The sequence below is a fragment of the Labrenzia sp. THAF82 genome, from assembly GCF_009363435.1.
In the GTDB taxonomy this organism is placed as follows: domain Bacteria; phylum Pseudomonadota; class Alphaproteobacteria; order Rhizobiales; family Stappiaceae; genus Roseibium; species Roseibium porphyridii.
Genome location: NZ_CP045354.1, coordinates 2,035,410 through 2,055,335 on the forward strand (window position 1 = coordinate 2,035,410; position 19,926 = coordinate 2,055,335).

Sequence of the window (19,926 nt, forward strand, 5' to 3'; positions counted from 1 at the left end):
TCATGTTTGATCGGTTCGAAAAGCTCATTGATCCGTTCGAAAACACAGAACTCGACGTTCCTCCCAAGGGTTTTTGGGCCTTCTGTTGGTACTACACCAAACCAGTCTGGCCCATTTTGCTCACTGCCTCTGTCCTGGGGGCGATTATCGCAGTGCTGGAGGTTCTGATCTTCACGTTTCTGGGCGAGCTGGTCACCTGGCTCAGCACCGAGAACGCAGAGACCTTCTTTGAAGACAATTGGCGACAATTGCTCTGGATGGGGCTGGTTGTGCTGGTACTGTTGCCGGGCGTTGCTGCCATCTGGGAGATGTTGTTCCACCAGGGCCTGATGGGAACCTATCCCATGTCGGTGCGTTGGCGGGTGCATCGATATCTGCTGCGTCAGAGCATTTCGTTCTATCAAAACGATTTTGCGGGACGGATCGCCAACAAACTGATGCAGACAGCGCTTGCCGTGAGAGAGGTTGTCACGCGGATCGCAGACATTCTGGTCTATGTGATTGTCTACTTCGTTGCAGCACTGTTCGTCGTGGCTGAGGCCAGTCCTTATTTCGCCATTCCATTCATGGCCTGGCTGGGCTGTTATCTGGTGACGATGCGGATCTTCATTCCGAGACTCAAAAACGTTTCCAGGGAACAGGCAGACGCGCGGTCAGTCATGACGGGACACGTGGTGGATGCATACACCAACATCTCGACCGTGAAGCTGTTTTCACACGCTGCGAGAGAAGAGGACTATGCAAAGACTTCGATGATGACCTTCCTCAAAACCGTATTCTTGCAAATGCGGTTGGTTACGGGAATGAACATCACGCTGACGACATTGAACATGGTGCTCCTGTTCGCAGTTGCCGCGATGTCGATCAGTCTCTGGCAGGCGGGCTCTGTTTCCACGGGCGAGATTGCTGTTGCGGTTGCACTGGTTCTGAGGTTTCAGGGCATGTCGCAATGGATTCTCTGGGAAGTGTCAGGCCTCTTTGAGAACATCGGGACGGTTCAGGATGGCATCAATACGATCTCGCGTGAGCGCGATGTTGTGGATGTGCCTGAGGCGACTGCACTTGAAGTGCCTGCAGGCGAAATCCGTTTCGACGGGATCGGCTTCCATTATGGCAAGGCGTCCGGTGTGATCGAGGACCTCACCTTGAACATTCAGCCTGGTGAAAAGATCGGCCTGATCGGCCGTTCAGGTGCGGGTAAATCGACCTTGGTCAATCTGCTGTTGCGCTTTTACGATCTGGAGCGCGGTAAGATTCTGATCGACGGGCAGGATATTGCTGGTGTTCGACAGGATGACATTCGCGCAAATGTCGGGGTGGTGACGCAGGACACATCACTGCTTCATCGTTCGATCTTCGAGAACGTCGCCTACGGCAAGCCGGATGTCAGCCGCGAAGAGGTCGAAGCAGCGCTCGGCAAGGCCCATGCACTTGAGTTCGTCGGTGGTCTGACTGACCTCAACGACAGGGCTGGACTGGATGCTCATGTCGGTGAACGCGGCGTCAAGCTTTCGGGCGGGCAAAGGCAGCGGATTGCGATTGCACGGGTGCTCTTGAAGGATGCGCCGATCCTTGTGCTCGATGAGGCGACTTCCGCACTTGATTCCGAAGTGGAAATCGCCATCCAGGAAAGCCTGTTTGAGTTGATGAAAGGCAAGACTGTGATTGCGATCGCCCACCGGCTTTCGACCATCGCGGCGATGGATCGGCTGATTGTCATGGACAACGGCCGAATCATCGAGGAAGGCTCACATCAGGAATTGCTTGACCGGAATGGCCTTTATGCCCAGCTCTGGCAACATCAATCAGGTGGCTTCCTGGCTCCTGTTCAGGCAGCCTAGTGGACCCATAACAAAATGCAGGGCCGGGAAATCCATTTCCGGTCTTGCACTCCGTGCCAAAATAGGGTCTGAACAAACGCGGCAGCGGTTTTGCCTGCGACATATGCGTTCTAGGGCGTTTGTTGAACTGGACAAGCGTTTCGAAGGGTGCAAAAAGACAAACCGCTTGACCGGTGCGCGTTTGAGGGTGCCCGGTCTCCGTAGAGCCCGGCATGGTTCCGAGGTCCTTCTGGGGCAGAAGGGTTTGGGCCGTGCGTGGGCTTTCGGTACAGGTTGAACATAAAAGAGGACGCGACCTTGGCACACAACACGGATGCGGAAGAACCGAACCGCCGTGACTTTCTCTACATCGCGACCGGGGCAATGGGCGTTGTAGGCGCCGGCGCGTTGGTATGGCCGTTCATAGATCAGATGAACCCGGATGCTTCCGCTTTGGCATTGGCATCTATTGAAGTTGATGTGTCTGCCGTCGAAGAGGGGCAGTCAATCACGGTAAAGTGGCGTGGTAAGCCGGTATTCATCCGCAACCGCACCGAAACGGAAGTGGACGAAGCCAAGTCTGTGCCGATCGCGGATTTGCCGGACCAATTGGCGCGTAACGCCAACCTGCCGGCTGACGCGGATGCGTCCGATCCGAACCGTGGTGTTGAGGGCAAGGAAAACTGGCTGGTGCAGATCGGTATCTGTACACACCTTGGCTGCGTTCCGATTGGTGACGCAGGTGAGTTTGGCGGTTGGTTCTGCCCATGCCATGGCTCCCACTATGACACTGCCGGCCGTATCCGTAAGGGCCCGGCTCCCGAGAATTTGCTGATTCCGCCGCTCGAGTTCGTTGGCGACTCGACGATCAAGATCGGCTAACGGCAGACATTTTTAGGAGACAGCCATGGCTGGACATTCAGACTATGTACCGCAAAGCGCTGCGGCTAAGTGGCTTGAAAGCCGCTTGCCGGTTATTTCGCTTATGCGCGGTTCCTTTGTAGATTTCCCGACCCCGAAGAACCTGAACTACTGGTGGACCTTCGGTGGTATCCTGTTTTTCGTGCTGATTGCGCAGATCCTGACCGGTATCGTTCTGGTGATGCATTATACGCCCAGCACCGGTGCAGCGTTCGACAGCGTCGAGCACATCATGCGTGATGTGAATTTCGGCTGGATGCTACGCTATCTGCACTCAAACGGCGCTTCGATGTTCTTCATCGCCGTTTACATTCACATTTTCCGTGGTCTCTACTACGGTTCCTACAAGGCGCCACGCGAGATTTCCTGGATCCTTGGCGTGATCATCTTCCTGATCATGATGGGCACAGCCTTCATGGGCTACGTCCTGCCGTGGGGGCAGATGTCCTTCTGGGGCGCAACGGTTATCACCAACCTGTTCTCGGCGATTCCGCTGGTCGGTGAAGCCATCGTGACTTGGCTTTGGGGCGGCTTTGCGGTCGACAATCCGACGCTGAACCGGTTCTTCTCGCTGCACTATCTGCTGCCGTTCATGATTTTCGGCGTGGTGATCCTGCACGTATGGGCCTTCCACACGACGGGCAACAACAACCCGACCGGTGTTCAGCCGAAGACCAAACAGGACACGCTTCCGTTCCATCCGTACTACACGATGAAGGACCTGTTCGCGATTGTCGTGTTCATGATCTTCTTCTCATGGTTCGCATTCTACCTGCCGAACTATCTGGGTCACGCCGACAACTATATCGAGGCCAACCCGCTGGTTACGCCTGCGCACATCGTTCCTGAATGGTACTTCCTGCCGTTCTACGCGATCCTGCGTGCCGTTCCGGACAAGCTCGGTGGTGTTGTGTTGATGTTCGGTGCGATTGCAGTTCTGTTCATCCTGCCGTGGCTGGATACTTCAAAGGTGCGTTCCGGTGCTTACCGTCCGCTGTTCAAACAGTTCTTCTGGATCTTTGCAGCGGTCTGTGTGGCTCTTGGGTATCTTGGCGCAATGCCCGCTGAAGGCATCTACGTGACGCTTTCGCGCATCTTCACCGCCTACTACTTCGCGCACTTCCTGGTCATCTTGCCGATGCTCGGTTTCCTTGAAAAACCGAAGCCGCTTCCGGCATCGATTTCAGAATCGGTGCTGAAGGGTGGATCAGGCAAACCGGCTGCTGCAGCTGCAGCTCCGGAAACGAAGTAACGCGAACCGGATCAGGAGTTATTTGAGACAATGAGCACCATGATCAAAATGGTTCGTTCCCTAGCAGCAGTGGCAGCACTTGCCATTGCGACGCCGGCGATGGCTGCTGGCGCCAAGGTCGAAATCGACTATCAGAGCTGGTCTTTTGCCGGTCCGTTCGGTTTCTATGACAGGGCCCAGCTGCAACGCGGTTTCAAGGTCTATCGTGAAAACTGCTCGGCCTGCCACGGTCTGAGACTTGTTGCTTTCCGCAACCTGGCCGAAGATGGAGGCCCGAGCTTCACCGAAGACCAGGCCAAGGCAGTCGCGGCGGAATACACAGTTGTCGACGGACCAGACGATTTCGGCGACATGTATGACCGACCGGCGATTTTGGCCGACCGGTTCCCCTCGCCATTCCCCAACGAGCAGGCGGCACGTGCTGCCAACAACGGCGCTTACCCGCCGGACTTTTCCCTGCTCGCAAAAGCGCGCGCTGCACAGCGCGGCTTCCCGTGGTTTGTCTTTGACATCTTCACGCAGTACCAGGAAAACGGTCCGGACTATATCTACTCACTGCTGACGGGCTATGTGGATGCTCCCGAAGGCGTGGAAGTGCCGGATGGGCAGTACTATAACCACTCGTTCCTGGCTGGCGAGTTCATCTCCATGGCTCCTCCTTTGTTTGAAGAGGCCGTGGAATATACAGATGGTACGCCCATGACGGTGGATCAGTACGCGAAGGACGTTGCGGCGTTCATGATGTGGGCTGCTGAGCCTCATCTGGAAGATCGCAAGAAAATCGGCTTCCGCGTCATGATCTTCCTGATCGTCTTTGCTGGACTGCTGTACTTCACCAAGAAGAAACTATGGCGCAATGTTGAGCATTGATTGATTGCCTGCAGAATGCATGATGAAAGCCGCCGGTTTCCGGCGGCTTTTTCTTTGGGGGAATGTTAATGCACCGCTTGTTGTTGTTACTGGGAACGCTTGTCCTTTCCTGGAGCGCTGTGGCCGGGTCTGCGGCGACGCACCGGGTGTCGGTGCTCGACATGCAATTGGCGATGAAAGCCGCGCTTCGCGCGGTGCTGGTGTGTAATGAAGCTGGTCATCAAGTGGGTGTGTCGGTCGTCGATCGGTTCGGCCTGGAGCAAGTCACATTGAGAAGCAACATGGGAGGGGCCCATGTGACCGACGCCGCGCGCCGCAAGGCCTGGACCGCGGCAACGTTCAATCTGCCGACATCCGAAATTGACGCTCTGGCGCAGGATGAGGCGCGTGAGGATCTTCGAACGCTCTCCGGCGTCCTTGCACTTGCCGGCGGGTTGCCGATTGTCTCGCAGTCCGGTGAGCTGCTGGGTGGAATAGGCGTGGCCGGCGGAGAGGGCACTGAAAATGAGGCCAAATGTGCTGAAGCCGGTCTTGACGCCATTGCAGAACAATTGAAATAACCCACCTCGAAGCGGCAGCCGGGCTTTGTTCGGACAAGGCTGGCAGGACTTAGATCATTTTTGGAGCGGACATGGCAGACGCAGTTTTGGGCATTATCGGCGGATCCGGCATCTACGATTTGCCGGGACTAGAGAACTCGGAATGGATCAGTGTTGAAAGCCCTTGGGGACAGCCCTCCGACCAGGTTCGCGTCGGGTCCATTGAAGGCCTGAAGATTGTATTCCTTCCGCGCCACGGCCGTGGCCATGTCTATTCCCCAACCACTATCAATTACCGCGCCAATATCGATGTAATGAAGCGCTGCGGCGTGACCGATCTGTTGTCTGTATCCGCCTGCGGCTCTCTCAAGGAAGAACATGCACCGGGAACCTTTGTTCTGGTGGATCAATTCATCGACCGGACAATTGCCCGCGAAAAGAGCTTTTTCGGCACGGGGTGCGTTGCGCATGTTTCCATGGCCACACCCGTCAGTCCGAAGCTTGTCGAAGCCGTCGCAGCTGCTGCGGAGGCGGAGGATCTGGCTTATTCAAAGGGTGGAACTTACCTGGCGATGGAAGGACCGCAATTTTCATCGCTCGCGGAAAGTCACCTCTATCGGACCTGGGGCTGCGATGTAATCGGCATGACGAATATGCCGGAAGCAAAATTGGCCCGTGAAGCTGAGATCTGCTACGCCACCATTGCCATGGTGACGGATTTTGACAGCTGGCACCCGGACCATGGCGAGGTTGATATTCAAGCCATCATCAAGGTGCTGCACGACAATGCCGAAAACGCACAGCGCCTGGTTGCCCGCGTCGCACGGGACTTGCCGAGGCAACACCAGTCCTGTCCTGCAGGGTCGGACACTGCGCTTGAGTTTGCGTTCATGACTGCGCCGGAAAAACGAGACCCGGCACTTGTTGCCAAACTTGATGCGGTTGCAGGACGCGTTCTGAACAGGCCATCCTGAACGAAACAACACGTTTTGATCTAATTGAATTTGCTTCGAACGGTCCGACAATCTTGTTATAAGCACCGGTCGGAGAGGAACAGCCAGCGAAAGAAAGTGAATAGATGACCGACCAGACAATCCAGGATGAACTGATCGGAGCGATCCGGACGATCAAGGATTATCCGACCGATGGAATTCTGTTTCGCGACATCACGACGCTTCTTGGGAATGCACGGGCATTTCGGCGTGCCGTCGACGCACTGGTTCAACCCTGGGCGGGATCGAAGGTCGAACAGGTTGCCGGCATTGAGGCTCGTGGCTTCATTCTTGGCGGTGCCGTTGCCCACCAGCTTTCTGCGGGTTTTGTGCCGATCCGTAAAAAAGGCAAGCTGCCGCACGAGACCGTGCGCATCGCCTACTCACTGGAATACGGCCTCGACGAAATGGAAATGCACAAAGATGCCATCAGTGCAGGTGACCGTGTGATTGTCGTCGATGATCTGATTGCAACCGGCGGAACTGCCGAAGCTGCCTGTAAGCTGTTGCGTTCGATGGGTGCCAATATCGAAGCTGCCTGTTTCATTGTGGACCTGCCGGATCTCGGTGGTCGCAAGAAACTGGAAGCCATGAATGTCCCGGTCCGGACCCTGGTGGAATTTCCAGGTCACTGACTTGCCATGTCGGGAGGTTCCGTGGGCGAAGACGAAAAACCGGACTTTTCGGAGAGGTTCCGCCAGGACTTCGAAACGCTTCTGAAATGGCGGCGCGATGTACGCCGCTTCCGAACGGACCCGTTGCCGACCGGTCTGCTGGATCATCTGCTGCATTTGGCCGATCTTGCACCCTCAGTCGGCAACAGTCAGCCCTGGCGGATCGTGATTGTTGAAAGCCCGGACAAACGGTCTGAAGTGACTGCGTGTTTTGAGGCGGAAAACGAAACGGCAGCAAATACTTATGACGACAACAAGGCTGCGCTTTACCGTCAGCTCAAGTTGTCCGGGCTGAAAGAGGCACCTGTCCACCTGGCCGTCTTTAGTGACGAAGACCCCGCACAGGGACATGGCCTTGGCCGCATGACGATGCCGGAGACGCTTGCCTATTCCACGGTCAGCATGATCCACACCTTTTGGCTGGCGGCGCGGGCCGAAGGAGTTGGCGTGGGCTGGGTGTCTATTCTTGATCCGGCTGCAGTCTCCGAAATTCTTCAGGTTGACGAGAGCTGGCGGCTCGTGGCTTATCTATGCGTCGGTTTTCCGGAAGAAGAACACATCGATCCGGAATTGGAGCGTGTGCGATGGCAATCGCGCAGTCCGTTGGAGACACGGTTGTTTCGCCGTTAGGAGATGAATCCCAGATGCCTGTGATTATTCGTGCGACCGAAGAGAGTGACCACGCCGACGTCCACCAGTTGTTGATGGATCGCTGGACTGCTCCTGAAATCATGCTCGACAATGAAATGGTCGATGCATCACGACTGCCGGGATACGTCGCCTACGACGGTGAAGAGCTTGTCGGCATGGTGACTCTGATCAAGCGAGCTGACGAGTGGGAAATCCTGACACTCGACTCCCTCAACCGTTGGGGCGGGGTCGGTAGTCAGCTGCTGGATGCAGTGGTGACGGAAGCGCGTTCAATCGGCATGCCACGCCTGACCGTGCGCACGTCCAACGACAATCTGGATGCTTTCCGGTTTTATCAGCGACGGGGCTTTCGGCTTGAGCGGATCGGCCAGGGCGTAATTGACCGGGAGCGTGAGCAGAAGCCCGGTATTCCGCTTCGGGGCGACTACGGGATCGAAATTCACGATGAAGTGCTGTTTGCGCGCACGCTTTGATGTGGGTGCCTGCTGCGCACCTGAGCCCGTCAGATTGAGGAAAGCGTCGCGGCCTGTCGGCGTTCGACGAAAACCGTGCCTTTGAACGAAAATACCAGTTTGTCGTCCTGATTGACGGCCAGCATATCAGAATGAATCAAGCCCCATTCCGGGCGGCTGCGGCTTTCTGTTTTGCCGGTGACGATCCGCCTGTAGCGTAGCGTGTCGTCAACAAAAACCGGCTTTATCCACTTCAGATCCTCAAATCCTGGCGACGGGCCCATTCTTGCAGGCGTCACTCCATTGGCGAGCATCTCGGCCACAAGCTCTTTGTGCCGCGCGACCCAGAGTTTCATGAACACTGAAGCCGTGTGCCAGCCGGACGCGCATAGTCGGCCGAAATGGGTCCCCGCGGCTGCTTCTTCACTCAGATGAAACGGCTGGGGGTCGTATTGCTCGGCAAAACGGATGATTTCATCTCGGGTGAAGGTGTGTTGCCCAAGCTCGAGTGCTTCACCGATTTCGATTTCGTCGAAGGGTTTCGTCATCAGGCAATGTCCCGCTTGGCAAACAGGATCGGATTTTCCCAATGAATGACTTTTGTATCGTTTTGCTTGGTCGCCGTGATCCGGAAAATAGCAATGCCGAGGTCTGGTTTGGTGCGCAAGTTCTTGGTTTCCAGAATTTCTGCACGGGCTGTCAATGTATCGCCCGGAAAGACCGGTTGTTTCCATTGCAACTTGCTGATGCCCGGAGAGCCCCTGCCACTTGTCCTGTTGAGGAGGTTCGCGGCCAACAACCGCATGACCAGGGACCCTGTGTGCCAGCCTGAAGCCGCCAAGCCGCCCAACAGTGAAGCTTCTCCGGCGTCGTCATCCAGATGAAATGGCTGGGGGTCGAATTCTTCGGCAAACCCGATGATTTCTTCCCGTGTGACCGTAATTGAACCGAGATCAAACGCCTGACCTGGTTGTAAATCCTCGAAATAAAGGAGATCCGTCATAGGTGTTTTCCGGAATCATTCGGTCGAGCAGGTCAGGATGTATCTGGCGTCCTGAAGCCAGGCTGGACCAGGTTCAGTCGAAATAAATTTCATTATCGTCCAAATAGACATTGCTGGCTTCACAGATATCGATTGAAATCGGCTCGTCCAGAACTTCGCTGTCATCGTCCCCGTGCCAGCCGATCTGAAGTACCTGCTCGCAGTTGCCCGTGTCAGAATAAAACTCAGCACGCACGTTCTCGCCCGGACCAAGGGCATCCGATAGCCAGTTGTCGCTCCAGCCACTGCCGTCATCAGTGTAGAACCCGACAACGATGTTGCCCTCGGTATTGTTGTATACTTGGAAATAGCCTTCCGAGCCGGTTCCTTGCGCCATGGCGGCTGTCCCGGTCAGACAAAGCATGCTGGCGCAGGCCACTATCTTCAGAAAATTCATGGGCGTTCCTTCATGCTAGCCATTCCCCTTTTCCGGCGCCATCAGACGCTATCCACCGGATTCCGGCAAGTAAACCTGTTTCCGGTAGCACCGGTTGAAGGCGTGGTCAGGTTTTCACGTATTTCCTCCAATTGTGGTTTTCCTGGAAGCCAAGCACCTCCCGGATCTTGCGGTTGGAAAACAGCGCTTCGTGGTCGCCGAGATCGCGACTCAGGGGAACGCTCGGGAAAAACCGTTCCAGGATTTCCGAGTTGGGAATATCGACCGAGTTGGAGTCGTTCCCCGCATTGAAGACCTGATACCCAAGGCCATCCTTTTCCAGGCAAAGGTCGACAATCTGACCGAGATCGCGCGCATCGATGTAGCAAAAAATATTGCGGCGCCGTTGCGCCGGATCCTTGAAGAAGCCGGGGAAACGATCATATTCATGCGGCTCGATGACATTGCCGATCCTCAGGGCATAAATGTCGTATCCGGAGCGACGCTGGAAAGCACGTGCGGTTTGTTCGTTGACGACCTTGGATAGGCCATAGCTGTCCATGGGATCGACATCATAGTCTTCTTCGACGGGTAGAATTTTCGGGTCGACAACACCGTCGGCGAAGCAGACGCCATAGGTCGTTTCCGACGAAGCGATCACGATTTTCCGGATGCCCAGCTTCACCGCTGCCTCGATGACATTGTAAGTGCCTACGGCATTGACGGCGAAAGTCTTGTTGTCCGGCTGGATCAGGATGCGCGGTACGGCGGCAAAATGTACAACGGCATCGAAGGCCGGGACACCATTGCCGGGTTCCAGCTCATCGAAATTGGCGTAGCTCGTCATGACATTGAACATTTCACCGGAGGAGGTGATATCGGCCGTCAGATTGTCGACACCGGGATAATCGAGCGGCGTCAGATCGACATTTACTACCCTGTGGCCTTGTTCAAGCAGATAGGGAATGACATGTTTGCCGGCTTTGCCGGAGCCGCCAGTAAATAGGATGCGTTTCCGTGCGTTCATTGTCGACAGCTCCAGTTTGAAAGAACGGCGCTCATCATGAGCAATTTGCTCGAAGAGACCAGTCTGTCTTTCGTCTTTCCCGGGAAAATCTACGTGACCTGAGATCCCTCGGTGGATCAAATCCGCAAGATTTATCATCTGGTGCGGTGCTAGTGTCCGATCACTTTTCCAGGACGGCCACATGACCCAGCACCAGACAACCAATCTTAGTTCGAAAGACAATGGCTATATCCGCCGCTTCACGCGAGTGATCGAATATATCTACGCCCACCTGGATGAAGATCCGGATCTTGCGACGCTCGCGGACGTGGCGGCCCTTTCACCCTGGCACTGGCACCGTGTCTGGCAGTCCACCTACGGTGAGTCCATCGTCGCCACGGTGAAACGGCTTCGGCTGCATCGTGCGGCTGCTGATCTTTCCTACACCGACCTTCCACTTTCCAAAGTCGCCAGCCGGGCCGGGTATGGCAGTCAAGAAGCCTTCTCGCGCAGCTTCAAACAATCATATGGCCAGAGCCCGTCGGTCTACCGTGCCGAAACGGTTTTGACCAAGCTGCAACCGGTCCTCGGCGGTGCCCCAATCCCCAGCTTAAAAGGAACCAACCTCATGCATGATGTAACTATCAAATCCCTGCCTTCCGAAACGCTTGCCGTATTGCCTCACAAAGGATCCTATCTGCAGATTGGTCAGGCTTTTGAAAAGCTGATCGGCATGCTGGTCACACGCAACCAGATCGGACAATCGGGTGCGATGAAGGCGCTCTACTATTCCGACCCGACCCGCGTTCCGGAAGACGAACTTCGGTCAGTTGCCGGTGTTGCCGTTACAGATGGATTTGCGATGACAGCCCCGCTCGAGGCGGTGGAAACGCGCGGTGGCGACTATGCGGTTCTTCATTACAAGGGTCCCTATGCCGATATGCAAAAGGCTTATCGCTGGCTCTATGGCGAATGGCTAACGCAGTCCGGACGGGTGCCCGATGACGCGCCTTGTATGGAAGTCTATCTCAACAATCCGCGTGATACGGCCCCTGCGGATCTTCTGACCGATATCTGCCTGCCGCTCAAACCGGCCGCGTAAAATGGATCAAAGTGGCCAGAAAACCAGGATCGCGGGTATGGAAACGACCAGCACCAGCAGCTCCAGTGGCAAACCGATGCGCCAGTAGTCGCCGAAGCGATAACCGCCAGGCCCCATGATGATGGTGTTGTTCTTGTGGCCGATTGGCGTCAGGAAGGCGCAGGATGCAGCCACAGCGACCGCCATCAGGAAGGGATCCGAGTTGACACCCAAACTGCCTGCAATCTGGACAGATATCGGCGCCGCAATCAGGCAGGTGGCGACATTGTTCAGGAAATCCGACAGGGTCATGGTCACGACCATCAGCACGGCTAGCGTGATCCAGGCAGGGGCTCCCGCAGTCAGGGCAACGATACCATCGGCAATCAGTTGAGCGTTGCCTGCATTTTCAAAGGCTTGCCCAAGAGGGATCAACGAACCAAGCAGCACAATGACCTTCCATTCAACGGCGGTATAAACCTCTGAACCGCTGATCAGCCCGGTTGCAGCATATAGAACGACGCATGCAGCCAGCGCGACGGGCAGATAGGCAAGTCCGGCAACGGCAGCGGTAATAGCCAGAACAAAACCGGCGATTGCAAGCCAGGCCTTGTTGCGTTGGATCATGCCGGTCTTGCGCCCTTCCAGGGGCAAGACACCCAACCAGCTGCTGGCGTGATCGAGTCGATCTTCGGTACCGAGCATGAGGAGGACATCTCCCGGCCGGATGATCTCGTGACGCACCCTTTTCTGAATGCGGCGTCCCTGGCGGGAAATACCGAGCAGCGTGACGCTTTGTCCATAGAGCAGGCGCATGTCGAAGGCTGACCGACCGATGATGCGCGCATTGTCGGGTACGATGGCTTCAAGCAACGACAAGGCGCTTCCGCTCAGGCCGCCTTTGTGTCGCTCGGAGCCTGCGAATTCGAGTTTCGCTGCCCCCATGAAGGCCTCGATGGCCTTGGGATCGCCTTCCACGACGAGGAAGTCACCCGATTTGATCGGTTCGCGGCGCGCAAAGCCCCTGACACGCCTGCCGTTGCGGATCAGTCCAATGATGACCACGTCCTTGTCGTCGGCAACGGGGTAGAGATCGCCGACACTAAGTGGCTTGTCATCCGGGATGTTTCCGACTTTGAGTTCCGCCGAGTACAGGCTTTCTGCAAATCCTTCCTGCTTGGGCGGCTTTCGAAAATGGGCAGGTAGCAGACGCCAGCCAAAAAGAGCGACAAAGGCGATCCCTGTCACGGCGACCACCAGTCCGACCGGAGCGAAATCAAACATCGCAAACGGTTGACCGAGTGCATCGGAGCGGTATTCGGCTATGACAATATTTGGAGGCGTACCAATCAAGGTGATCATGCCGCCGAGGATTGTTGCGAAAGACAAGGGCATCAAGGTCAGGCCCGGCGACCGCTCACCCTTGCGGGCTGCCTCAAGATCCAGCGGCATTAAAAGCGCAAGTGCCGCCACGTTGTTGATGATGCCTGAAAGCCCTGCGCCGACAACCGACATCAGGCCGATATGTCCGGAAAGGCTTCGCGAGGCAGATAAGAGATGTCCGGCAATTAGCTCGACAGCACCGGAATTCATAAGCCCGCGTGAAACAATCAGTACAAGTGCGATGATGATGACGGCAGGATGACCGAAGCCGGTAAAGATTTCTCCCGACGGCACAAGACCAAGCAGCGCACCCAGAATGAGAGCTGCAAAAGCAATCAGGTCGAACCGGATGCGGCCCCAGACAAGCAGGGCAAAGACGGCACCGAACAACACAAAAAGGGCGGTTTGATCGAATGTCACGTAAGCTCCGGCGGATGCGGCCCCAATTTGCAATAGCCGGTTTTAGGACGAATTGCCGAGATTCGCCAGAAAAAGGCCGTCGATTGGATTTCGACCCTTCGGTCGCCGGCCTTTTCGCGCGTTTTTTGGAGTTTCCGGCATGACGTCTGCCCGGTGCTTTGACCGGGCCGTACGACACGTGACTTCAAAGCGCCGGGTCAGCTTGTTGCAACCTTCTTGTCCTCACCGGGTGCAAGGGCGCTGGCAGCAAGCAGGATCGACATGGCAACGGCTCCGATGCCGATGATCGCCAGTCCCAGCGTTGCAAAAGCGGAAACCAGAAGGCCGCCGACAAGGAGACCGGCAACCCCGGCGACGGCTGCGCCACAGCGCCGAAGAGCAGTCTTGCCGGTTTCAAGGTAGGAATTCATGGTATTCATATCAGTCTCCAAAGTTAGCTTTACGGGATTGGAAATGAGCAGCGGGAAGGGACCCACTGCTCCATTTGAGGTCGAGGTCACCCCTTCTCTTGAGCACCGGCTTTCTTGTCTTTGCCGCCGAACCACGCATGGTCGTTGTCTTTTTCCACGGATAGAACCTCACCTGTCGCTGCGTCGATCAGCACTTCCACTTCATCTGCGTCGGTGTTGATTTCGACTTCAAAGACAGTCTTGCCGTCCTCGTTTTCCAGCGTGATTTCCTCAATTGCCCCGGGCTGTGCCGCAAGTGCGATTTCGGAGACCTGCGCGATGGAAAGGTCGGACTGAAGCGGGGCGTCCGATGCATTTTTCTGAGCGGCAATGGCAAGGGAGGTACCCGTCAGCCCAACTGCGATCAGGCTGGCTGCAAAAATCTTGGCGGTGGTTTTCATGTCTTCGTCCTCTTGGGTTGTCTGCGGCGGCGTCGTGCCCTCCGATGACCAAGAGATAAGCGATGGAGTTTGCCCGCCTCTGGCGCGAAATATACATTTTTGTAAAGAAGCGAAATTCGGTTTCCTCATTGAGATCGAACGTTGTACGCCTTGAAAGGTAGGGCGGCATGAGGACCGTCTAAGGCCAAGGACATTGAACTAAAGATGCGCATTTTGCTTCTGGAAGATGATAGTGGCATCGGCAAGTGGGTGCATTCCAGCCTCAGCGAGGCTGGTCATGTTGTCGACTGGGTTTCGGATGGAAGAGAAGCGCTGGCAAGTGCGACGACTGGAGATTTCGATGTCATTGTGCTCGACCGGATGACGCCAGGTATTGACGGATTGTCGGTTCTGAAGGCCATTCGAGCCTCTCGAAACAGCACACCTGTCTTGTTTCTGACAGCTATGGAAGCAGTTGAAGACAGGGTCGAAGGCCTCGAGGCAGGCGCGGACGACTACCTGACCAAGCCTTTCGCCTCTAGCGAGCTGCTGGCACGGATTGCAGCGCTTGGCCGTCGTAGGTCTTCTGTTCCAGATGCAGAGCCGGTGAAGCTCAAGTCGGGCGATCTTGAATTGGATCTCTTGAAACAGACTTGCGTCCGACAGGGGCAGAAAATCGATCTCAACGCGAAAGAATTCCGTCTTCTCGAAGTGTTCATGCGCAACGAGGGCCGGGTCCTGACCCGGGCGATGCTTCTTGAGCGTGTGTGGGATATCAACTTCGACCCGACAAGCAGTGTCGTTGAAACTCATATCAGCCGATTGCGCGCAAAGATCGAAAAACCGTTCGAGGGATCTCTGATCCGGACGAAGCGAGGAGCAGGCTATGTCTTCGAAGTGTGATCCGGAAAATCGGGTATCTGACCGGAGCATCTGCTGTTGAAACTGCTTAATCAGATACGAGCCCTGATGCAGATGTCGGTCCTGCGTCAAACCGTGCAGCTCACGCTTGTCTTCCTCGTTATTGTCGCTTTTGCAGGATTCGTGTCGATCCTCTTCATCGATCGGGAGATCAATGCCCGCATAGATGCTGAACTGGAAACCCGTTTGGCCGATGTTGCTGGCAGGATCGCTGCGATCGGCCCGGATAATGCCCTTTTCTATGAAACCGAAGATCGGTTTGTTGCCTTTCAGGGACCTGGCGGCGCAACGTATGGCGCCTTGGCTAAGCTTACCGAGAACAGGCCGGGACTGAGGACCATCAAACTTGGTCGAAAGGTTGTTGGTGAGGATCTCGACGGTATCTGGCGCGTGTATATCGCACAGGCGGCCGGCGGCACTTTGGCTGTCGGGACGAACCTTGACGATCGGGATGACTATCTGGAGGTCCTGATCAATATCTTCGCTGTATCGGGCGGTTTGACACTCGTTGCCATGCTGGGGATCGGAGGCCTTTTGGGCTGGCGGGCGCAACGGCGTTTGTCCGCCATCTCAGGAGTGCTCGACAAGGTGGCTGCAGGCGACCTGACGGCGCGGATCGAACCAGGGTCCGGCAGTGATGATTTCATTCGTCTGTCGCGATCGATCGATCAGACAACATCTCAGCTGGAAATCCTGCTGCGACAGACACGGAACCTGACGGCCAATATTGCGCATGACCTGAAAACACCCCTGACCCGTTTGCGTGGCCAGCTGGAAATGATTGAAGCGACAGCGGCCGACGAAGATGCGATCAGCGTGGCGATGGAACAGACTGACGAGATCATCGACCTGTTCGAGGCCTTGCTGCGCATTGCCAAGCTTGAATCTGGTGAACACCGGCAGAGGTTCGAGACCCTCAGTCCCGCCAGGCTTGCCGAGGAAACGGCGGACATTTACCGGGCGGTCATAGAAGACAGTGGCCGGAGCTTCGATCTTGTTGTTCAAGAAACACAGGCCATTTCAGGGGACCGGCGCTTGATCCTGCAAGCCGTCGCCAATCTGATTGAAAACAGTTTGAAACACGCGCCGGAGAGCGCGCGTCTCACACTCATTGCGCGGGGCAAAAGCCTTGTCCTTGCAGACACAGGTCCGGGAATACCGGAACATCTTTATGGCCGCGTGCTGGAGCCGATGTACCGGCTTGAGGAAAGTCGAACAACGCCCGGTGCAGGCCTTGGCCTGGCCCTTGTCAAAACCATTACAAACCTGCATCGGGCAGAGCTTTTAATGGCCTCAAGTCAACCGGACGCTCCTGAACGAAAAGGATTGAGAATAGAAATCCGGTTTCCGTGATCCAGAACTCGTGCCTCTCGGTCGGGGAAAATTGCCTATCTCTCAAAGAGGGTGACGATTGTCGATCCGGACACACGCGGTCGGAACGCAGGACGCCCCATTCGATGACGTGATCTGAAACCGATATGGGACAGGGGAGTGGCCTCATACTGATCGCGCGCTTCAAACATGACGAAACGTTAATCTCAGAACAATGGACCCGTGCGTTTTCATACCCATATTTCCATTAGGAAACGGCGAAAGCCGTATAATGGAAAGGAAAGGAAAATGACCCGCGAGAACAATCGTTTTTACGAAGTGGACGATTTGTTGAAAAAGTATGGCGTGCCAAGAACGAATTGGGTTGCTCGCCTGCGCCGACCTGAGAACAGCGACAAATGGCGGAACCACAAAGGCCCCAATCCGCTGCTGATGCTCGGTCTGGATCGAAGCTGAGCGTAGAACCAAAACAAGGGCATCCTGCTTGCTGAAAAGTTGGCAATCCAGGATGCCGAACTGTCAGCCAACCGCAACCCGCAGCTCGGGCAATCCTTCTATGGTCGCCAGGAGCACATCGCCTTTGGAAACGGGACCGACACCGGCAGGTGTTCCCGTCAAAATGACGTCACCAGCGCCCAGTTGGAAAAGCTCGGACAATTTTGCGATGATCTCAGGGACTTTCCAGATCAGCTGGTTAAGGTCGCCGTCCTGACGAATGTCACCATTGACGGTGAGTGAAATCTTGCCATCGCTCAGAAAACCGCAATCGGCGGCCGGAACAATCCGGCCGACTGGGGCTGAACGTTCAAATGCCTTTCCGGCTTCCCAGGGACGGCCAGCCTTTTTGGCCGCACCTTGTAAGTCCCGCCGGGTCATGTCCAGAGCAACCGCATACCCATAAACGTGCTGAAGTGCGTTTTCGGCCTTGATATTGGCGTGACCCGATTTCAACATCACCGCCAGTTCTACCTCGTGATGAACATCCTGGCTGAGTGGGGGATAAGGAAACGTTCCGGAGGGATCGAGATCGTCCGGGTTTTTCTGGAAGAAAAACGGAGGTTCCTTGTCAGGGTCATGACCCATCTCAACAGCATGAGCCGCGTAGTTCCGACCGACACAATAGACCCGTCGCACAGGAAACCCGAGTTTACTGTCGCTGATTGGCAATATGGCGGGTTGCGGGGCGGGAAACACCGTCGGCATGGTTCGACCTTCCTGAAATGGCGATGACCGTCTGTTTGCCGCATCCCATCATTTCTGTCGAGTGACACCTGCGACGCACCTCTATCAAAGGCCGACACCTACGCACTGTGGATCAGATCTGCAATCGACCGGAAACAGGCACGTTCAGATCATTTTGATGGCTTGCCAGGGCTTCTATCGCAAGGCGAAGGCCTTCTGCCGACGTCTGCGCAGACATGCTGGGTGCTCCGAGATTTCCTTCCATCGCCGCCACTTGTGGCAGGTGAGGCAGGTGCACCCAACCAGCGCGAACTTTGCTCTCAGTCTCAGCAAGGTGATGCATAACACCGTAGAAAAGGTGATTGCAGCAGAAAGTTCCGGCCGTATCGGAAATGTCAGCGGGAATACCGCCCGCGCGCATTGCCTTGACCATCGCGCGGACCGGAAGTGTGCTTTGGTAGGCGAGGGGACCGTCTTTGACGGTTGGCTGGTCCTGCAAAGCCATGCCAGCATTGTCTTTCAAACCGTAGCGGGTGGCATCGTTGAAATTCATCGCAAAGCGTTCAACGGTTATCGTGGCACGTCCGCCAAATTCTCCCATCATTACGACGGCATCAGCACCAGTTTTCTGTAGTGCATCCTTGACGGCTTCGATGCATACGAAAAACGTATTCGGGATAATTTTCGATACAATGCGGGTGTCGGCCACGACATCGCCGTCCAGAAGCCTTGCAACTTGTTCGGCCGGATTGACCGGTGTGTTGCCAAATGCCTCAAATCCCGTCAACAGCAATGACTTCATGCGACTATATCCTGTTCAGGCGGATGCGCTGTAGCATGGCACGCGCGGTCCCCATTAGCCGACCGGCGTCGCTGCAATCAGCCTGCAAAGCCAAATCGCCCGACATGCACTTCACACCGGATCCATTTTGCGCAACAGTCAGACGGTTTTCAGCTGCAGAGTGCCCTTATCAGGTGTTGAACTTGAAGAGCAGTACATCACCATCCTTGACGATATACTCCTTGCCTTCATCCCTTGCCTTGCCTGCCTCCTTGGCAGCATTTTCACCGCCAAGAGAAACATAGTCGTCATAGGCAATTGTTTGTGCACGAATGAAACCGCGTTCGAAGTCCGTGTGGATGACACCGGCGGCACCGGGGGCTTTTGTGCCTTCCGTGATTGTCCAAGCACGGGTTTCCTTGGGGCCAGCGGTAAAATAGGTGATCAGACCGAGCAGGTCGTAGCCAGCGCGGATCATGCGATCGAGGCCCGGTTCTTCCAGTCCGATGGTTTCCAGAAACTCGTCCTGTTCCTCATTGTCGAGTTGAGAAATCTCGGCTTCGATTGCGGCCGATATCACCACGGCGACAGCGCCTTCTTCCTTGGCCCTCGCCATAACCTTTTCGGTAAATGCGTTCCCGGTTGCTGCTGAAGCCTCATCAACGTTGCAGACGTAAAGAACCGGCTTTGAGGTCAGCAGGTTCAAACCCTTCAAGAGCTTTGCTTCCTCTGCGTCTGCAGTTTCCAGCATGCGCGCCGGTTTGCCGTCCTGCAACAAGGCAAGGGCTGCCTCCATGATCGGCAATACGACTTTTGCTTCCTTGTCGCCGCCCGTCGCTTTTTTCTTCAAGGGAGCGATACGGCGCTCAAGGCTTTCCATATCCGCGACCATGAGCTCGGTTTCTACCGTTTCGGCATCCGCAAGCGGATCAATCGCACCGTCGACATGGGTGATGTCATCATCTTCAAAGCACCGCAGCACATGAGCGATGGCATCGACTTCGCGAATGTTGGCCAGAAACTGGTTGCCAAGACCTTCACCCTTGGAAGCTCCGCGCACCAGACCGGCAATGTCGACGAAAGTAATTCGGGTCGGGATGACTTCCTTCGAAGCCGCAATATCGCGGATCGCATAAAGGCGCGGGTCAGGAACGGCAACTTCACCCGTATTCGGCTCGATCGTGCAGAAGGGATAGTTGGCGGCCTGGGCCGCGGCTGTTTTCGTGAGCGCGTTGAAGAGCGTGGACTTGCCGACATTCGGCAGTCCGACAATGCCGCACTGGAAACCCATGGGAGTTCGCTTTCGGTTTGGTCTGAAACTGTTGCCGGGCTACATGCCCGAGCCTTGACGGCAGGTCAAGACTTTGAGCGACGAGTTCAGACACGGAAGGCTGAACCGTTG

The 19,926-nt window shown here is 55.8% G+C and carries 23 protein-coding genes; 13 read left to right on the forward strand and 10 right to left on the reverse strand.

The genetic code is table 11. The features are described from left to right. Positions 1–2 precede the first annotated feature (2 nt). From FIV00_RS09485 to FIV00_RS09525, 9 genes are all read left to right on the forward strand, one after another. Positions 3–1,841 carry an ABC transporter ATP-binding protein gene (locus FIV00_RS09485; RefSeq protein WP_152500522.1) on the forward strand — a complete coding sequence of 613 codons (1,839 nt, stop codon included), beginning with the start codon at positions 3–5 and terminating at the stop codon, positions 1,839–1,841. Between the two features lie 297 nt (positions 1,842–2,138). Beyond that, the gene (gene petA, locus FIV00_RS09490) at positions 2,139–2,702 is read left to right on the forward strand and encodes a ubiquinol-cytochrome c reductase iron-sulfur subunit (protein WP_152500523.1); all 564 of its coding nucleotides are present in this window, start codon (positions 2,139–2,141) and stop codon (positions 2,700–2,702) included. Between the two features lie 25 nt (positions 2,703–2,727). Then, entirely contained in the window at positions 2,728–3,993 is a 1,266-nt protein-coding gene (locus FIV00_RS09495) for a cytochrome b/b6 (RefSeq protein WP_152500524.1), read from the forward strand. A 30-nt stretch (positions 3,994–4,023) separates the two neighbouring features. Next, a complete protein-coding gene (locus tag FIV00_RS09500) occupies positions 4,024–4,863 on the forward strand; it encodes a cytochrome c1 (protein WP_152500525.1) in 840 nt (279 codons plus the stop codon). A 68-nt stretch (positions 4,864–4,931) separates the two neighbouring features. Then, positions 4,932–5,423 (forward strand): heme-binding protein, encoded by a 492-nt coding sequence (locus tag FIV00_RS09505; protein ID WP_173005928.1) that lies wholly within the window; start codon positions 4,932–4,934, stop codon positions 5,421–5,423. 71 nt (positions 5,424–5,494) lie between these two features. After that, entirely contained in the window at positions 5,495–6,376 is an 882-nt protein-coding gene (locus tag FIV00_RS09510) for an S-methyl-5'-thioadenosine phosphorylase (RefSeq protein ID WP_152500527.1), read from the forward strand. 104 nt (positions 6,377–6,480) lie between these two features. Beyond that, positions 6,481–7,029, forward strand: a complete 549-nt coding sequence (locus FIV00_RS09515) for an adenine phosphoribosyltransferase (RefSeq protein WP_152500528.1) — start codon at positions 6,481–6,483, stop codon at positions 7,027–7,029. Positions 7,030–7,035: 6 nt separating this feature from the next. Continuing rightward, positions 7,036–7,698: a 5,6-dimethylbenzimidazole synthase gene (bluB, locus tag FIV00_RS09520; RefSeq protein WP_152500529.1), complete on the forward strand. Its 663-nt coding sequence runs from the start codon at positions 7,036–7,038 to the stop codon at positions 7,696–7,698. A 14-nt stretch (positions 7,699–7,712) separates the two neighbouring features. Beyond that, a complete protein-coding gene (locus tag FIV00_RS09525) occupies positions 7,713–8,192 on the forward strand; it encodes a GNAT family N-acetyltransferase (protein ID WP_152500530.1) in 480 nt (159 codons plus the stop codon). 29 nt (positions 8,193–8,221) lie between these two features. On the opposite strand, the gene FIV00_RS09530 is transcribed toward FIV00_RS09525, so the two are convergent. The 4 genes from FIV00_RS09530 to FIV00_RS09545 form a co-directional block, all read right to left on the reverse strand. Continuing rightward, a complete protein-coding gene (locus FIV00_RS09530) occupies positions 8,222–8,719 on the reverse strand; it encodes a MaoC family dehydratase (protein WP_152500531.1) in 498 nt (165 codons plus the stop codon). Next, the gene (locus tag FIV00_RS09535) at positions 8,719–9,174 is read right to left on the reverse strand and encodes a MaoC family dehydratase (protein ID WP_152500532.1); all 456 of its coding nucleotides are present in this window, start codon (positions 9,172–9,174) and stop codon (positions 8,719–8,721) included. Before FIV00_RS09535 ends, FIV00_RS09530 begins: the two co-directional genes overlap by 1 nt. 73 nt (positions 9,175–9,247) lie before the next feature. Further along, the gene (locus FIV00_RS09540; protein ID WP_152500533.1) at positions 9,248–9,610 is read right to left on the reverse strand and encodes a hypothetical protein; all 363 of its coding nucleotides are present in this window, start codon (positions 9,608–9,610) and stop codon (positions 9,248–9,250) included. A gap of 106 nt (positions 9,611–9,716) precedes the next feature. Further along, a complete protein-coding gene (locus tag FIV00_RS09545; protein WP_152500534.1) occupies positions 9,717–10,616 on the reverse strand; it encodes an NAD(P)-dependent oxidoreductase in 900 nt (299 codons plus the stop codon). A gap of 181 nt (positions 10,617–10,797) precedes the next feature. Here FIV00_RS09545 and FIV00_RS09550 point away from each other — a divergent pair, with 181 nt between their 5' ends. Next, complete coding sequence (locus tag FIV00_RS09550; protein WP_152500535.1) at positions 10,798–11,697, forward strand: GyrI-like domain-containing protein; 900 nt, start codon at positions 10,798–10,800, stop codon at positions 11,695–11,697. A 6-nt stretch (positions 11,698–11,703) separates the two neighbouring features. On the opposite strand, the gene FIV00_RS09555 is transcribed toward FIV00_RS09550, so the two are convergent. The 3 genes from FIV00_RS09555 to FIV00_RS09565 all read right to left on the reverse strand — a co-directional run bounded on the left by FIV00_RS09555 (position 11,704) and on the right by FIV00_RS09565 (position 14,329). Continuing rightward, positions 11,704–13,479, reverse strand: a complete 1,776-nt coding sequence (locus FIV00_RS09555) for an SLC13 family permease (RefSeq protein ID WP_152500536.1) — start codon at positions 13,477–13,479, stop codon at positions 11,704–11,706. A gap of 197 nt (positions 13,480–13,676) precedes the next feature. Next, complete coding sequence (locus FIV00_RS09560; protein WP_152500537.1) at positions 13,677–13,898, reverse strand: hypothetical protein; 222 nt, start codon at positions 13,896–13,898, stop codon at positions 13,677–13,679. 77 nt (positions 13,899–13,975) lie between these two features. Further along, positions 13,976–14,329, reverse strand: a complete 354-nt coding sequence (locus FIV00_RS09565; RefSeq protein WP_152500538.1) for a PepSY domain-containing protein — start codon at positions 14,327–14,329, stop codon at positions 13,976–13,978. Positions 14,330–14,533: 204 nt separating this feature from the next. Between FIV00_RS09565 and FIV00_RS09570 the strand changes: the two genes are divergently transcribed. From FIV00_RS09570 to FIV00_RS29735, 3 genes are all read left to right on the forward strand, one after another. Next, entirely contained in the window at positions 14,534–15,211 is a 678-nt protein-coding gene (locus FIV00_RS09570; protein WP_152500539.1) for a response regulator transcription factor, read from the forward strand. A gap of 36 nt (positions 15,212–15,247) precedes the next feature. After that, the gene (locus FIV00_RS09575; protein ID WP_152500540.1) at positions 15,248–16,582 is read left to right on the forward strand and encodes a HAMP domain-containing sensor histidine kinase; all 1,335 of its coding nucleotides are present in this window, start codon (positions 15,248–15,250) and stop codon (positions 16,580–16,582) included. Positions 16,583–16,849: 267 nt separating this feature from the next. Next, positions 16,850–17,017, forward strand: coding sequence for a hypothetical protein (locus FIV00_RS29735; RefSeq protein ID WP_173005929.1), 168 nt, complete (start codon positions 16,850–16,852; stop codon positions 17,015–17,017). Positions 17,018–17,080: 63 nt separating this feature from the next. Here the strand turns inward: FIV00_RS29735 and FIV00_RS09580 are convergent, their stop codons facing one another. The 3 genes from FIV00_RS09580 to ychF all read right to left on the reverse strand — a co-directional run bounded on the left by FIV00_RS09580 (position 17,081) and on the right by ychF (position 19,815). Beyond that, entirely contained in the window at positions 17,081–17,764 is a 684-nt protein-coding gene (locus FIV00_RS09580; protein ID WP_152500541.1) for a fumarylacetoacetate hydrolase family protein, read from the reverse strand. Positions 17,765–17,876: 112 nt separating this feature from the next. Then, positions 17,877–18,545, reverse strand: a complete 669-nt coding sequence (pcp, locus tag FIV00_RS09585; RefSeq protein ID WP_152500542.1) for a pyroglutamyl-peptidase I — start codon at positions 18,543–18,545, stop codon at positions 17,877–17,879. 169 nt (positions 18,546–18,714) lie between these two features. After that, positions 18,715–19,815, reverse strand: a complete 1,101-nt coding sequence (gene ychF, locus FIV00_RS09590; protein WP_152500543.1) for a redox-regulated ATPase YchF — start codon at positions 19,813–19,815, stop codon at positions 18,715–18,717. Positions 19,816–19,926: the final 111 nt, after the last annotated feature.

What these genes read in the sequence shown, in the direction of transcription:
- FIV00_RS09485 (WP_152500522.1), top strand. Translation starts at nt 3, where the DNA reads ATGTTTGATCGGTTCGAAAAGCTCATTGATCCGTTCGAAAACACAGAA.
- FIV00_RS09495 (WP_152500524.1), top strand. Translation starts at nt 2,728, where the DNA reads ATGGCTGGACATTCAGACTATGTACCGCAAAGCGCTGCGGCTAAGTGG.
- FIV00_RS09500 (WP_152500525.1), top strand. Translation starts at nt 4,024, where the DNA reads ATGAGCACCATGATCAAAATGGTTCGTTCCCTAGCAGCAGTGGCAGCA.
- FIV00_RS09505 (WP_173005928.1), top strand. Translation starts at nt 4,932, where the DNA reads ATGCACCGCTTGTTGTTGTTACTGGGAACGCTTGTCCTTTCCTGGAGC.
- FIV00_RS09510 (WP_152500527.1), top strand. Translation starts at nt 5,495, where the DNA reads ATGGCAGACGCAGTTTTGGGCATTATCGGCGGATCCGGCATCTACGAT.
- FIV00_RS09515 (WP_152500528.1), top strand. Translation starts at nt 6,481, where the DNA reads ATGACCGACCAGACAATCCAGGATGAACTGATCGGAGCGATCCGGACG.
- bluB (WP_152500529.1), top strand. Translation starts at nt 7,036, where the DNA reads ATGTCGGGAGGTTCCGTGGGCGAAGACGAAAAACCGGACTTTTCGGAG.
- FIV00_RS09525 (WP_152500530.1), top strand. Translation starts at nt 7,713, where the DNA reads ATGCCTGTGATTATTCGTGCGACCGAAGAGAGTGACCACGCCGACGTC.
- FIV00_RS09530 (WP_152500531.1), bottom strand. Translation starts at nt 8,719, where the DNA reads ATGACGAAACCCTTCGACGAAATCGAAATCGGTGAAGCACTCGAGCTT.
- FIV00_RS09535 (WP_152500532.1), bottom strand. Translation starts at nt 9,174, where the DNA reads ATGACGGATCTCCTTTATTTCGAGGATTTACAACCAGGTCAGGCGTTT.
- FIV00_RS09540 (WP_152500533.1), bottom strand. Translation starts at nt 9,610, where the DNA reads ATGAATTTTCTGAAGATAGTGGCCTGCGCCAGCATGCTTTGTCTGACC.
- FIV00_RS09545 (WP_152500534.1), bottom strand. Translation starts at nt 10,616, where the DNA reads ATGAACGCACGGAAACGCATCCTATTTACTGGCGGCTCCGGCAAAGCC.
- FIV00_RS09550 (WP_152500535.1), top strand. Translation starts at nt 10,798, where the DNA reads ATGACCCAGCACCAGACAACCAATCTTAGTTCGAAAGACAATGGCTAT.
- FIV00_RS09560 (WP_152500537.1), bottom strand. Translation starts at nt 13,898, where the DNA reads ATGAATACCATGAATTCCTACCTTGAAACCGGCAAGACTGCTCTTCGG.
- FIV00_RS09565 (WP_152500538.1), bottom strand. Translation starts at nt 14,329, where the DNA reads ATGAAAACCACCGCCAAGATTTTTGCAGCCAGCCTGATCGCAGTTGGG.
- FIV00_RS09570 (WP_152500539.1), top strand. Translation starts at nt 14,534, where the DNA reads ATGCGCATTTTGCTTCTGGAAGATGATAGTGGCATCGGCAAGTGGGTG.
- FIV00_RS29735 (WP_173005929.1), top strand. Translation starts at nt 16,850, where the DNA reads ATGACCCGCGAGAACAATCGTTTTTACGAAGTGGACGATTTGTTGAAA.
- FIV00_RS09580 (WP_152500541.1), bottom strand. Translation starts at nt 17,764, where the DNA reads ATGCCGACGGTGTTTCCCGCCCCGCAACCCGCCATATTGCCAATCAGC.
- pcp (WP_152500542.1), bottom strand. Translation starts at nt 18,545, where the DNA reads ATGAAGTCATTGCTGTTGACGGGATTTGAGGCATTTGGCAACACACCG.
- ychF (WP_152500543.1), bottom strand. Translation starts at nt 19,815, where the DNA reads ATGGGTTTCCAGTGCGGCATTGTCGGACTGCCGAATGTCGGCAAGTCC.